Consider the following 12,936-nt stretch of genomic DNA (forward strand, 5'->3'; position numbering starts at 1 on the left):
TGGTGAAATGGTGAATGGTAGTGAGAGCGCCTTCTTTCACTATTCACTCTTCGCTATTCACTATTCACCCATTCACACGCCGCGCATCGCTGACGCTCGAATTATCCTTGAGCTGCGACAGCAGCCGGTTGAGGTGCTTCAGATCCCAGACTTCGAGATCGATCAGCATTTCGGTGAAGTCGGGCGCGGTGCGCACCATCGACAGCGTATGAATGTTGGCGTCGTTGGAGGCAACGACCTGGGCGATATCGGCGAGCGAGCCCGGCGCGTTGATGGCGGTGACCGAGACGCGCGCCGGAAAGCGCTCCTTGGTCTGCTCGTCAATGTCCCAGCGCACGTCGATCCAGCGCTCCGGCTGGTCGTCGAAGGCCTGCAGCGCCGGCGACTGGATGGGATAGATGGTGATGCCGGTGCCCGGCTGGACGATGCCGACGATGCGGTCGCCGGGCACGGCCCCTTCCGGCGCGAAACGCACCGGCAGGTCGCCGCGCACGCCGCGGATCGGCACCGCGCCATCGCGCGGCTGGTCCTTGTCCTTGCGCGCGGCTCGGGTGCCGGGCATCTGGAACAGCATGCCGGCGGCGTTGCGGATCTTCGACCAGCCCTCCTCGCGCTGCTTGGGGGCACTGACGGTGACGCGCTCGTCCTTGTAGTCTGGGAAGACGGCCTTCATGACGTCGGTCGAGGCGAGTTCGCCGCGCCCGACCGAGGCCAGCACATCCTCGATGTCCTTGCGCGCCAGCCGGTGCAGCACCGGCTTCAGGCTTTCCTTGGTGAAGGTCTTGCCGGCGCGTTCGAAGGCGCGCTCGAGAATGCGGGCACCAAGACCTGAATATTGCTTGCGAATGGCGTTCTTGGTGGCGCGGCGGATGGCTGAACGCGCCTTGCCGGTGACCACCACCGACTCCCAGGCCGCCGGCGGCACTTGCGCCTTGGAGCGGATGATCTCGACCTCGTCGCCGTTCTTCAGTTCCGTCATTAGCGGCATGATGCGGCCGTTGACCTTGGCACCGACGCAGGTGTCGCCGACATCGGTGTGCACGGCATAGGCGAAGTCGATGGGCGTGGCGCCGCGCGGCAGCGCAATCAGCATGCCTTTCGGCGTGAAGCAGAATACCTGGTCCTGGAACAGCTCCAGCTTGGTATTTTCGAGGAAGTCTTCCGGGTTGTCGCCTTCTGCCAGTTGCTCGATGGTGCGCCGCAGCCAGGCATAGGCGTTGGTCTCCTTCGAGATCGCATGGGCGGCACCGTTCGTCTTGCCGCCGGTGTCCTTGTAGATCGAATGGGCGGCGACGCCATATTCGGCGATCTTGTTCATCTCGCGGGTGCGGATCTGCAGTTCGACGCGCTGGCGCGATGGGCCGACAATGGTGGTGTGGATCGAACGGTAGTCGTTCTGCTTGGGCGTAGAAATGTAATCCTTGAAGCGGCCAGGTACCATCGACCATGTGGTGTGAATGGCGCCGAGCGCGCGGTAACAGTCTTCGACGCTGTCGACGACGACGCGGAAGCCGAAGATGTCCGAGAGCTGCTCGAAGGACAGCGCCTTGGCCTCCATCTTGCGGAACACCGACCACGGCTTCTTCTGCCGGCTCTTCACCCCGGCATTGATGGCATGCTTCTCGAACAGCGCCGACAGCGCCTTTTCGATGTCGGTCAGCACACCCTTGTTGCGCTCGAATATCTCGGCAAGCCGCGCGGTGACGGCGCGGTAGGCTTCCGGATTGATGAAGCGGAAGGCGATCTCTTCCAGCTCCTCACGCATGCCTTGCATGCCCATGCGCCCGGCCAGCGGCGCGTAGATGTCCATCGTCTCCTCGGCGATGCGCAGGCGCTTGGCCTCGGGCATGTGGTCGAGGGTGCGCATGTTGTGCAAACGGTCGGCGAGCTTGACCAGCAGAACGCGGACATCCTCCGAGATGGCCAGCAACAGCTTGCGCAGGTTTTCTGCCTGCTCGGCCTTCTTGGAGACGAGATCGAGCTTCTTCAGCTTGGTTAGGCCTTCGACCAGCTTGCCCATTTCGGGGCCGAACAGATCGTCAATCTCGGCCCTCGTCGCGGTGGTGTCCTCGATCGTGTCGTGCAGCAAGGCGACAGCGATCGTCGCCTCATCCATGTGCATTTCGGTGAGGATGGCGGCGACTTCGAGCGGATGCGAGAAATAGGGATCGCCGGAAGCGCGCTTCTGGTGGCCATGCTTCTGCATGGCGTAGACATAGGCCTTGTTGAGCAGCGCCTCATTGACGTCAGGCTTGTAGCGCGCAACGCGCTCGACAAGCTCATACTGACGCATCATGGGCGGGTTCTCACGGTGCTGAAATGATTGATGCGCCGCACTGATGTACGGCGCATCTCATAGATAGCCACGAAACACACGGGACGGAAGTGCCGGAACGATATTCCCGGCAGGTCCAGGGCAGCGATTAGTAGTCGTCGCTCTTTTCCGGGGGAACCAGGCCCTCGATGCCGGCCAAAAGGTCTTCCTCGGTCATGCGATCGAAGGTGACGTTTTCTTCCGCGTAGTCGGCGTCGGTAGCTGCAACTGCGTTGCCGGTCTGGTCGGCGATCGCCTCGCCGTCGGCCTCGGGCTCGTCAACTTCGACATGCTTCTGCAGCGAGTGGATCAGATCTTCCTTGAGGTCGTCGGGCGACAGCGTCTCGTCGGCGATCTCGCGCAGCGCCACGACCGGGTTCTTGTCGTTGTCGCGCGGCACGGTGATCGGCGCGCCCTGGCTGATCTGGCGGGCGCGATGGCCGGCAAGCAGCACGAGCTCGAAGCGGTTGTCGACCTTGTCGATGCAGTCTTCAACGGTTACGCGGGCCATTGATTGCCCCTTTCATGCCTGGATTTGATGGAAAACAGGCGCGGTCCATAACCCGAACGCCGCCAAAATACAAGCATTATGGCTCTGTGGCCCCATGGGCTGGCGAATGCCAGCTTCTGGCGCCGCTGAATGCCTTGCCGGCGAAGCCCGCCTACCGGGCGACGACACGGCTCCGATCACAATTGCTTGCAGTGCGCCCCGGCACCCTTGGATTGCCGTAAAACTGGCGCTATCTCGGTTGACGAAAGGTCAGCCGGTTTATTTACGAGCCGAGCGATATAAACGACCCATTTCGATTAGTCCGCCACCTATTTCGAAAAAGGAATATTGCCATGTTCGACCCCCGTGAAAAAATCGCTCTTTTCATAGACGGCGCCAATCTCTACGCCACCTCGCGCGCACTCGGCTTCGACATAGACTACCGCAAACTGCTATCCAGCTTCCAGAAGCGCGGCTATTTGCTGCGGGCCTATTACTACACCGCTCTGGTCGAGGATCAGGAATACTCTTCGATCCGTCCCCTGATCGACTGGCTCGACTATAATGGCTTCAAGGTGGTGACCAAGCCGGCCAAGGAGTTCACCGACTCGACCGGCCGCCGCAAGATCAAGGGCAATATGGACATCGAACTGACCGTCGATGCGCTCGAACTTGCCGATGTTGTCGACCACTATGTCATCTTCTCCGGCGACGGCGACTTCCGCACACTGGTCGAAGCGCTACAGCGGCGCGGCCGCAAGGTCTCGATCGTCTCCACCATGGCCTCGCAACCACCGATGATCTCGGACGATCTGCGCCGCCAGGCCGACCATTTCATCGATTTGACCTCGCTGAAGAACGAGGTCGGCCGCGATCCCTCCGAACGGCCGGTGCGCAGGCCCGAGCCGGCCGAAGTCGAAGAGGAAGACTATTGACGGCGGCGGCCTTGGACGCCGCTCCCGAACCCGACCGCGACTGCCCCCTCTGCCCACGTCTGCATGATTTCATCGCAGACTGGCGGCAGCGAGAGCCGTCGTGGTTCAACGCGCCGGTGCCGACCTTCCTGCCGCCTGGTGGCGAGGACGCCGTCGAGCTGCTGATCGTCGGGCTGGCGCCCGGCCTGCGCGGCGCCAACCGCACCGGGCGACCGTTCACCGGCGACTATGCCGGCGACCTGCTCTACTCAACGATGATCGCTCAGGGTCTTGCCCGCGGCGAGTTCAAGGCGCGGCCGGATGACGGGCTCGAACTGATCGGCACCGCGATCACCAATGCGGTGCGCTGCGTGCCGCCGGAGAACAAGCCGGTCGGCGCCGAGATCGCCACTTGCCGCAGCTTTCTGGTGCCGACGATTGCACGCTTTCCCAGATTGCGCGCCGTGCTGGCGCTGGGCTCGATCGCCCACCAGTCGACCGTCAGGGCGCTGGGCCAGCGCGTCGCCACCTATCCGTTCAAGCACGGCGGTCAGTTGCCGGCCGGCGGCGTTACGCTGTTTTCCAGCTATCACTGCTCGCGCTACAACACCAACACCGGTGTTTTGACCGAACCCATGTTTGTCAAGGTATTCAGCGACATCGCCGCCTTCCTGCGCAATTAACGCCTTCAGAACCCCGCCAGCACGATCTTGCGCTTGGCTTGCCCGGGCGCGGATGACGAAGCTTGCCGAAAGGCGGGCATGACGAGACAGGCGCTCTCCAAAGCCTTGAGCGGCGACGGGAACCCGGAATTGCGACAATCATGAAAGTCCCGGAAGCGCTCGGTCTGAAACCGACCTTCGTTAGCGCGCAGACTGGCCGGAACGCTGGGTAGGACCGATCAGCGCCGCGATGTTTGGTTCCAATCTCGCGCCGGTCGAGCACGCCAGGTCAAGGCGCGGCAAACAACTCAGCCAGCTTCTCCTGCCCGCCCTTCAGCACATTCAGATCGACATCGCCGACGATGCCGTCGACGCGGCCCATATTGTGGTACTGCCAGTAGATCCAGTCGTTGCGACCTGGCTCCAGGAGCAACGAGCGACGCCAGAGCGGGCGAACGTCGATTTTCCCGGCATAAGCGTCCTCGGCCTCGTCGGTCAGGTAGATGATCGCCGGCTTGCCGAACGCAGCCTCAACCGGTCCGAGGAAGGCCTGGAGTTCCGCGCTCAGCTGCTCCGGCGAGGGGCGTTGCGGGCAGTTGCCGCCGAATTCGATGTCGACGACCGGTGGCAGCAGCGGCTGGTCGTGCGGCACCACCGCGATGAAATTTTTCGCCTGGTCGGCGCCCGGCCGGCAGAAGGTGAAGAAGTGATAGGCGCCGACGGCGAGGCCCGCCGCGCGCGCCTCGCGCAGATTCTTGGCGAAGGCATCGTCGACATGGTCGCCGCCCTCGGTCGCCTTGATGACCGCGAAGGCGACATCGTCGGCGGCAACGCGCCGCCAGTCGATCTCACCCTGATGATGGGAAACGTCGATACCCCTGACCGGATAGCTGTCACGATCCGGCGAGAAGGCCCGGAAATAGAAGAAGCCGCCTGCCCCGACAAGACCCGCAAAGACCAGACTGGCCGCACCCCAGAGGATGATCCGGTTCTTCAAGCCTTCCCCCATCGTGTTTTGCTGCTGCAGCTGTTCGAAACCTGAAAGCCGACGTCTGGCTTTTCTGGGACTGCCCGAGGTTCTAGCCGCGTTCCTTCATGAGCCGGCCCTTTTCGCGCGACCAGTCGCGCTGCTTTTCGCTCTCGCGCTTGTCGTGCAGTTTCTTGCCGCGGCCGACGGCAAGCAGCAGCTTGGCGCGGCCCTGGTCGTTGAAGTAGATTTTCAGCGGCACCAGCGTCATGCCTTCGCGGTCGATGCTCTGCGCCAGTTTTGCCATCTCGCGCTTGTTGAGCAGCAGCTTGCGACGCCGCCTGGGCTCGTGGTTGAAGCGGTTGGCCTGCAGATATTCCGGCAGATAGGAATTGATCAGCCAGATCTCGCCACCCTCGACCGAGGCGTAGCTGTCCTGGATGTTGGCCTGGCCCTGGCGCAGCGACTTGACCTCGGTGCCGGTCAGCACAAGGCCGGCCTCGACCGTGTCGAGCACCTCATAGGAAAACCGCGCCTTGCGGTTTTCCGCAACGGTTTTGTTGTTGGGATCGGCTTTTCTGACCTGGTTCATGATGTGGAGAGGTGGCGCCTCATCCCTAGTTTATCAAGCCGGCGTGTTTCATCGCCGCATCGATCTTCTCGGCGGTCGACGCCTCGATGGTCACCAGCGGCGAGCGCACCACGTTCTCGACCTTGCCAATCTTCGACAGCGCGTATTTGACGCCGCACAGGCCGGGCTCAAGGAAGATCGCCTTGTGCAGCGGCAGCAGACGGTCCTGCAATTCCAGCGCCTTGGCGCTGTCACCGGACAGTGTGGCTTCCTGGAATTCGGCGCACAGCCGCGGCGCGACATTCGACGTCACCGAGATGCAGCCGACGCCGCCATGGGCGTTGAAGCCGAGCGCCGAGGCATCCTCCCCTGAAAGCTGGATGAAATCCTTGCCGCAGGTGGCGCGCTGTTCGGACACGCGCTCGACCTTGCCGGTGGCATCCTTGACGCCGACGATGTTCTGGAAGTCGTGCGCCAGCCTGCCCATCGTCTCCGGCATCATGTCGATCACCGAGCGCGGCGGGATGTTGTAGATGATGATCGGCAGCTTGGTCGCCCTGGCGACGGCGGCGAAATGCTCGTACAGGCCGCGCTGCGTCGGCCTGTTGTAATAGGGTGTCACGACCAGAGCGGCGTCGGCGCCCGCCTGCTCGGCATATTGCACCAGACCGACCGCTTCCGCGGTGTTGTTGGAGCCGGCGCCGGCGACGACCGGAGCGCGGCCCTTGGCCACATCGATGCAGACCTTGACGACATGGCGATGCTCGTCATGCGACAGCGTCGGCGACTCACCGGTGGTGCCGACCGGGACGAGGCCCGTCGTGCCCTCGCCAAGTTGCCATTCGACGAAAGCGCGAAAGGCTTTCTCGTCGAAACGTCCGCTCTTTTCGAACGGCGTCACGAGCGCAGTAAGCGAGCCTCTCAGCATGTCGTCCAACTCCTTGGGACTTGTTTGTTTATGCATGTCGTCGTCCCAAAACCGGTTCCCACTTTTGGGCGACTGCATCGGGCGCCTTCTAGCCGAAAGCGAAGCCGCGCACCATAGTCTCGACACTGTTGCGCGGCAAGCATGCCGATGGTGCCAGCAAGCGCAATTCGAACGGCCTGGATAACCCTTTGTTTACGGGCTCTTCACGACCTAAGTCTAGGCTCTCGGGCACCTGGGCTTGCCATCTAAAGTGCCGCAACAGGGAAAGATCAGGATCATGCCGGCCAGTCGGCCACTCCGCTTCATATTGCTTGGCGCCGTTGCCCTGCTGATAGTGGGGACGGCGGCAAACGAGAGCGTCGACGAGCAGACGACCTCATCGATCCCGATGCCTGACATGCAAGACAGAGCGCAGACCGATGCGCCCTCCGCCAGTATCGTCGTGCTGAAAAGCGGTCTCGACGCATTGGCCACCGGCGATATCGCCGCGGCACGAGCGGTGCGCGAAACATTGCCGGCCAATTCGCTGGACCGTCATATCCTGGCCTGGGCGATCGCGCTCTATGGCGGCGACCGTGTGCCGAGCAGCGAGATTGCCGATACCGCAAAGATGCTGCCGAACTGGCCGGGCACCATGGCCTTGCGCAAGAACAGCGAGCGCGCGCTTTATCGCGAAAACCCGTCGCCGCAGACCGTGGTGAAAGCCTTTGACGGCAGCCAGCCGCTGACCTTTCAAGGCGTGGTCATCCTTGCCCGTTCTTATGTAGCTCTTGGCAACACCAAGGCTGCGCTTTCCGTGCTGTCGCCATTCTGGCGCACCGAGAAGCTGGAAGCCAGGGACGAGGCGGCCGTCAGCAAGGAGTTTGGCGCCATCATTCCGGCTGCCGACCATCGTTTCCGCATGGAACGGATGTTTTATGCCGACCGGGAGAATTCGGCACTGCGGGTCGCAGCACTTGCCGGCGCGCAACCGCTGGCCGATGCCTGGGCCGCCGCCTCGCGTGGCGACAAGAACGCGGCCAAGCTGTTGAAAGCAGTGCCTGCCGCACAGCAATCGGCCGGCTATTTCTTCGCGCAAGCCGAATATCTGCGCAAGCAGCGGAAGTTTGCGGACGCCGCCGCGGTGATGATGAAAGCGCCAACGAACCGCGACGCGTTGGTCGATCCCGATGCCTGGTGGGTCGAGCGCCGCGTGCTGTCGCGCGCGCTGGTCGATCAGAGCGACTGGAAGACCGCCTACAAGATCGTTGCCGCGCACGCCGCCGAAAGTCCCGCCAGCGCCGCCGAGGCTGAATTCCACGCCGGCTGGTATGCGCTGCGCGGCCTCAACGATCCTGCGACGGCCTCGACCCATTTTGCCCGCATCGCCGATCTCGCGCAGGGACCGATGTCGCTGTCACGCGCCTATTACTGGCTTGGCCGCGCGGCGGAAGTCGGCGGTCCCGGCAATGCGAAGGATTATTTCACCAAGGCGGCAGCCTATGGCACCACTTTCTACGGGCAGTTGGCGGCGGAACGGGTTGGCTTGCGCACGCTGAACATCGCCTATCCCGAGCCAAGCACTGTCGACCGCCAAAGCTTTGACGGCCGCGAAGCCGTCAGCGCCATCAAGCGGCTGCAGGAGGCGGGCTACGACCGCTATGCCGAGACGCTTTACCGCGACCTCGCCGGGCAGTTGACCAGCCCCGGCGAGCTGGCGCTGCTTGCCGTGCTGGCGGAAAAGCAGGGCAATCATTTCATGGCGCTGAAGATCGGCAAGATCGCCGGCGCGCGCGGCATCGATGTCGGCGCGCTGTCGCATCCGCTGGGCGTCATTCCCGACACCGCCGACATTTCCGGCTCGGGCAAGGCGCTGGCCTACGCGATCGCCCGCCAGGAAAGCGAATTCAATGTCGGCGCCGTCTCCAGCGCCGGCGCGCGCGGCCTGCTGCAGCTGATGCCGGGCACCGCCAAGCAATTGGCGAAGAAGGCAGGACTGAGCTTTTCCCAGGATCGGCTGACCAGCGATGCCGGCTACAATGCGACGTTGGGGGCTGCCTTCCTCGGCGAGCAGCTCGACCGCTTCGGCGGCTCCTATGTGCTGACCTTCGCCGGCTACAATGCCGGCCCCAACCGCGCCAGCCAATGGGTAGCCAAGTACGGCGACCCGCGCGGCAAGGGCATCGACGCCGTCGTCGACTGGATCGAGCGGATTCCCTACACCGAAACAAGAAGTTACGTGCAGCGCGTGATGGAGAATTACGAGGTCTACAAGATGCGTATTTCGGGGAAGTACGACATCGTTGGGGATTTGGTGAACGGGCGGGGTTGAGGCGGCAGAGCTGTCGCCATGGGCAGACGTTGGCGATCCTCCGCGCCCCCCTCTGGCCTGCCGGACATCTCCCCCACGAGTGGGGAGATCAGCTATCGTTGCCGATTTCGCCAATCTCCAACGTCGAAGGAAGGGCGTAGCGCCTGAACCGCCAATCTCCCCCCTCGTGGGGGAGATGTCCGGCAGGACAGAGGGGGGCGCTGTCCCTCCGACATTTCCAAGAGTGTCAGCTTGCCGACAACCCTCGATTTGACCGCTCCCACCCTCGCCTGTAGCAGACGGAGACAATCCGGCCAGGGAGTCCTTTCAATATGTCGAGCACCGACGGCTTTTCCGATTTCTTCTACACAGCGCCGGACGGCCTCAGACTTCACGCTCGCATCTACGGTGAGACAAACTCGGGAAACTGGCCGGTGGTCTGCCTGCCCGGCCTGACCCGCAACGCGCGCGACTTTCATGAGTTGGCGCTTTATTTGTCACAGCGGGCCGACAATCCGCGCAAGGTCATCGCCTTCGACTACCGTGGCCGCGGCCAGTCCGCTTACGACCCTGATATCGGCCACTACACTATCGGCATCGAGGCCGGCGATGTCCTCGACGGGCTGGCTGCCCTGGACGTCGAGGAAGCGGCCTTCATCGGCACATCGCGTGGCGGACTGATCATCCACGTGCTCGGCGCGCTGCGGCCAGCCATACTGAAAGCCATAGTGCTGAACGACATCGGACCCGTGATCGAGGCCGCGGGGCTGGCCCATATCCAAACCTATCTCGACCCGGCACCGAAACCGAAGAGCCGCCATGAGGCGATCGATGCGCAACGCGTCGCGCACGGCGCGGATTTTCCCGCTCTGACCGCGGCGGATTGGGAGCGGATGGTGTCGGCCCTCTACCGCGAGACGGACGAAGGCCTCCTGTTGCCGGATTTCGACCCCCAACTGGTCGAGACGGTGGCGGGCCTCGACCTCAGCAAGCCGTTGCCGGATCTGTGGCCACAGTTCGAGGCGCTGGCGGCGATACCTTTGCTTGCCATTCGCGGCGCCAACTCGAAACTCTTGTCGGCCGACACACTCGACGAGATGCAAAAGCGTCATCCCGGCATGGAAGCGACCACCGTCGAGGGCCAAGGCCATGCCCCCTTCCTGGAGACAGGCAACCTGCCGGGCGCTATCGCGGCCTTCCTGGATGGAGTACTAAATACGGCCCAGGAAAAGTAAACCCCAAGATCAAATATGATCCTGGGGTTGCCATGGCAGTATATGAAAGCCTTGGGTAACTATTTGGCTTTCGAGCTTTTCCGGGGCGTCTTGGGTGCCTTCGCCGCTGCCGTTTTGCTCTTTTGGGCAGGCGTTGGCACTGAGGCCGTGGTCAGCGGCGATGCGAAGGCGGAGTTTTTTCCATCACCGGACAGCCCTTCGCCGCGGGGCGTTTCCAGCACGACGACGCAGCCGTCGAGATCGTTGGTGGCCAGATGCGCATAGCGCATGGTCATCGAAAGCGTCTGGTGGCCGAGCCACATCTGCACGCGCCGGATGTCGATGCCGCCCTGGACCAGACGTGAGGCGCAGGTGTGACGCAAGATGTGCGGCACCACCTGGTCGTCGGCGCCGAGGCCGACCTCGGCCTTGGCATCGTTCCAGATGGCGCGAAACTGCGCCTGGCTGAGTTTGGTGAACGGACCTTTGGGCCGGCGGCCCTCTGAGGGCGGCAGTTTGATCACCTCTTTGACCCGCTCGGTCATCGGGATGGTGCGGCTGCGGCCGGATTTGGTGATCCAGAACGAGACGCGGTGTTCCTGGATGTCGTTCCAGATCAGTCCGAGCGCCTCGCCGAGACGGCATCCGGTGTCCACGAGAAAGCATGAAAGACGGTAGGCATCCTCGCTGCGGGTCCTGATGGCGGCGAACAGCCTTGCTTCTTCGTCCCTTTCGAGGAAACGTATCCGTCCCGCCCGCTCCTTCTGGCGGCGGAACTCGGGCAGGCTGTGGATATCCCCCATCTTGTAAGCCTTGCGCAGCAGTTTGCTGAGGGCAGCCATCTTTCGATTGATGGTTGCGTTGCTGTTGCCGCGCTGGCGCAAGGTGCCGATAAGGTTGTCAAGGGTGCTCTGGTCGAAGGCGCTGAACCGTTCTCCGAGGAGAATCTCGTCTATTTCGCCGATGAAGGAGCTGACATTGTACTTATGTCGCCCATCATCCCAGAGTATGTCTCGGTACGCTGAAAAAAGCTCTCCGACCCGGTGCGACTTTACTTCTCTGATCTTGTTGTAGCTGTATTTTATCTTCGCATTTTGAGAAGAGAACATTGAGAAATGTTCGGAGGGGTCGCCCTCTTGTATCGCTTCGATGGTCATAAATTGCCACACCCCCGAGTGGATAGAGTCAGACCTACCCGCTTGGAAGCGTCCTTTCAAGAGATTTAATCACGCAGTTGTGAATTCATCCACCATCAGCGGATCCCACGAACTCACCCTACGGACTGTTCAGCTGCCGATTCCCCCTGTTCCTTCTGCTTGTCTTGACCCAGTCACGAAACAAAACAGCCCGGGCGTTGAATCGCCCGGGCTGGTATTCACCTGTTTAAAGCTAGCCCTTAGAACGAGCGCTGGAAGCGGAGCATGCCGCCAATGGCGTCGTCATCGCGGGCATCGGTCCAATCGGAGTCGCCAACGTTGATGTAGTCGACTTCGGCCGTGACCGTGAAGCCGGGGACGACGTCATAGGCGATGTTCGCCGCGGCGCCGAAGTTCTTGTCCTCGTCATACGAAAGCTGGACGTTGAACGAGGTCTTCTCGTTGATGGTGTAGGTGCCACCACCCCAGACTGCCCAGTTGCCGCCCCACTGCTTGTAGAAGCCGCGGCCGCCGGCCGGGATTGCCCAGGTCGGATCCGACAGATTGTCGTCGGTGCCGTAGCCGCCAATGATGAACAGCGACAGGTTCTGCATCGGGGTGACGTCCAAACGCACCTTGCCGGCTACTTCTTCATAGTTGCTGTCGTAAGCAATGACGCCGGTGATGGCGCCCCAGCCCTGCGTATACTTCAGACCGCCGACGACATGCGGAACATAGCTGTCGATGGTGCCGACGACGCCAGCGCCTTCTTCGAGCGAGAGGACGGCGGAGAAGCCGTTGCCCGCATCGAAATAGTACTGGATGACGTTGGTGTCGAAGCCGCCGTAGGGGACCAGCGTATCCTGGATGACGTTGCCGGCATAGCCGATGAACGTATTGAAGGCCGATTCGTCCTTACCAACGCGCAAGCCACCGAGCTGGATCCAGGCGAAGTTCAGCGAAACGCTCTTCATGCCGGCCGGATTGCTATCGATAAAGGCTTCATCGACGAGGGGGGTGGCCGGATCATCAGCGATGTTGGTGGCGTACCGATTGTTGTTGCCGAAGTTGAATCGGGTCTCGGTGTAGGTCTTCAAGGTGCCGAGTTCGGTTTCCTGGTTGGTCCAGGTCTTGAAGGTGGCGCGGGCATTCTTGTACCAGGTGTCCTGCACGTCGCCATCTTCGTGGTCGACCGACTCCGCACCCGTGAATGCGCCGACGTCGCCGGCACCGATGTCGTAGCGGACATAGCCGCCGATGCGCAGGCAGGTTTCGGTGCCGGGAATGTAGAAGTAGCCCGAGCCGTAAACGTCGCAAATCTTGACGTATTCAGCCGGTTCCGGCTCGGCGACGACGACGGCGTCGGCGGCGCGCGCACCGGAAACTGCGATCAAGGCCGCAGCGGAGCCGAGGAGAAGGCTCTTAATGTTCATTTTCTGACCTCCAGTCA

Annotated in this window: 11 protein-coding genes; 4 read left to right on the forward strand and 7 right to left on the reverse strand. The window is 62.2% G+C overall.

What is annotated here, in order from left to right; genetic code table 11:
- Positions 1–64 precede the first annotated feature (64 nt).
- On the reverse strand, positions 65–2,296 hold the full coding sequence (locus NKI31_RS28720) for a RelA/SpoT family protein (RefSeq protein ID WP_023670236.1): 2,232 nt from the start codon (positions 2,294–2,296) through the stop codon (positions 65–67).
- A 127-nt stretch (positions 2,297–2,423) separates the two neighbouring features.
- Complete coding sequence (rpoZ, locus tag NKI31_RS28725) at positions 2,424–2,825, reverse strand: DNA-directed RNA polymerase subunit omega (RefSeq protein WP_352653185.1); 402 nt, start codon at positions 2,823–2,825, stop codon at positions 2,424–2,426.
- Between the two features lie 332 nt (positions 2,826–3,157).
- Between rpoZ and NKI31_RS28730 the strand changes: the two genes are divergently transcribed.
- Positions 3,158–3,739, forward strand: a complete 582-nt coding sequence (locus NKI31_RS28730; protein ID WP_023670234.1) for a LabA-like NYN domain-containing protein — start codon at positions 3,158–3,160, stop codon at positions 3,737–3,739.
- Entirely contained in the window at positions 3,736–4,401 is a 666-nt protein-coding gene (locus NKI31_RS28735; protein ID WP_352653186.1) for a uracil-DNA glycosylase, read from the forward strand. The genes NKI31_RS28730 and NKI31_RS28735 overlap by 4 nt, the downstream gene beginning before the upstream one ends.
- A gap of 268 nt (positions 4,402–4,669) precedes the next feature.
- On the opposite strand, the gene NKI31_RS28740 is transcribed toward NKI31_RS28735, so the two are convergent.
- The 3 genes from NKI31_RS28740 to dapA form a co-directional block, all read right to left on the reverse strand.
- Positions 4,670–5,389: a glycoside hydrolase family 25 protein gene (locus tag NKI31_RS28740; RefSeq protein ID WP_352653187.1), complete on the reverse strand. Its 720-nt coding sequence runs from the start codon at positions 5,387–5,389 to the stop codon at positions 4,670–4,672.
- 70 nt (positions 5,390–5,459) lie between these two features.
- Positions 5,460–5,939 carry an SsrA-binding protein SmpB gene (gene smpB, locus NKI31_RS28745; protein WP_023687280.1) on the reverse strand — a complete coding sequence of 160 codons (480 nt, stop codon included), beginning with the start codon at positions 5,937–5,939 and terminating at the stop codon, positions 5,460–5,462.
- Positions 5,940–5,964: 25 nt separating this feature from the next.
- The gene (dapA, locus tag NKI31_RS28750) at positions 5,965–6,846 is read right to left on the reverse strand and encodes a 4-hydroxy-tetrahydrodipicolinate synthase (RefSeq protein ID WP_352653190.1); all 882 of its coding nucleotides are present in this window, start codon (positions 6,844–6,846) and stop codon (positions 5,965–5,967) included.
- Between the two features lie 277 nt (positions 6,847–7,123).
- Between dapA and NKI31_RS28755 the strand changes: the two genes are divergently transcribed.
- Positions 7,124–9,157 (forward strand): lytic transglycosylase domain-containing protein, encoded by a 2,034-nt coding sequence (locus NKI31_RS28755; RefSeq protein WP_352653188.1) that lies wholly within the window; start codon positions 7,124–7,126, stop codon positions 9,155–9,157.
- Positions 9,158–9,468: 311 nt separating this feature from the next.
- Entirely contained in the window at positions 9,469–10,371 is a 903-nt protein-coding gene (locus tag NKI31_RS28760) for an alpha/beta fold hydrolase (protein WP_352653189.1), read from the forward strand.
- Between the two features lie 59 nt (positions 10,372–10,430).
- Here NKI31_RS28760 and NKI31_RS28765 read toward each other — a convergent pair whose 3' ends face one another.
- Together NKI31_RS28765 and NKI31_RS28770 are read right to left on the reverse strand one after the other, a co-directional pair.
- On the reverse strand, positions 10,431–11,507 hold the full coding sequence (locus tag NKI31_RS28765) for a tyrosine-type recombinase/integrase (RefSeq protein WP_352625977.1): 1,077 nt from the start codon (positions 11,505–11,507) through the stop codon (positions 10,431–10,433).
- 239 nt (positions 11,508–11,746) lie between these two features.
- Positions 11,747–12,919: a porin gene (locus NKI31_RS28770; protein WP_023687275.1), complete on the reverse strand. Its 1,173-nt coding sequence runs from the start codon at positions 12,917–12,919 to the stop codon at positions 11,747–11,749.
- Positions 12,920–12,936: the final 17 nt, after the last annotated feature.

This window comes from Mesorhizobium sp. M0659 (genome assembly GCF_040320605.1).
Lineage (GTDB): Bacteria > Pseudomonadota > Alphaproteobacteria > Rhizobiales > Rhizobiaceae > Mesorhizobium.

What these genes read in the sequence shown, in the direction of transcription:
- NKI31_RS28740 (WP_352653187.1), bottom strand. Translation starts at nt 5,389, where the DNA reads ATGGGGGAAGGCTTGAAGAACCGGATCATCCTCTGGGGTGCGGCCAGT.
- rpoZ (WP_352653185.1), bottom strand. Translation starts at nt 2,825, where the DNA reads ATGGCCCGCGTAACCGTTGAAGACTGCATCGACAAGGTCGACAACCGC.
- NKI31_RS28720 (WP_023670236.1), bottom strand. Translation starts at nt 2,296, where the DNA reads ATGATGCGTCAGTATGAGCTTGTCGAGCGCGTTGCGCGCTACAAGCCT.
- NKI31_RS28770 (WP_023687275.1), bottom strand. Translation starts at nt 12,919, where the DNA reads ATGAACATTAAGAGCCTTCTCCTCGGCTCCGCTGCGGCCTTGATCGCA.
- NKI31_RS28755 (WP_352653188.1), top strand. Translation starts at nt 7,124, where the DNA reads ATGCCGGCCAGTCGGCCACTCCGCTTCATATTGCTTGGCGCCGTTGCC.
- smpB (WP_023687280.1), bottom strand. Translation starts at nt 5,939, where the DNA reads ATGAACCAGGTCAGAAAAGCCGATCCCAACAACAAAACCGTTGCGGAA.
- NKI31_RS28760 (WP_352653189.1), top strand. Translation starts at nt 9,469, where the DNA reads ATGTCGAGCACCGACGGCTTTTCCGATTTCTTCTACACAGCGCCGGAC.
- NKI31_RS28765 (WP_352625977.1), bottom strand. Translation starts at nt 11,507, where the DNA reads ATGACCATCGAAGCGATACAAGAGGGCGACCCCTCCGAACATTTCTCA.
- dapA (WP_352653190.1), bottom strand. Translation starts at nt 6,846, where the DNA reads ATGCTGAGAGGCTCGCTTACTGCGCTCGTGACGCCGTTCGAAAAGAGC.
- NKI31_RS28730 (WP_023670234.1), top strand. Translation starts at nt 3,158, where the DNA reads ATGTTCGACCCCCGTGAAAAAATCGCTCTTTTCATAGACGGCGCCAAT.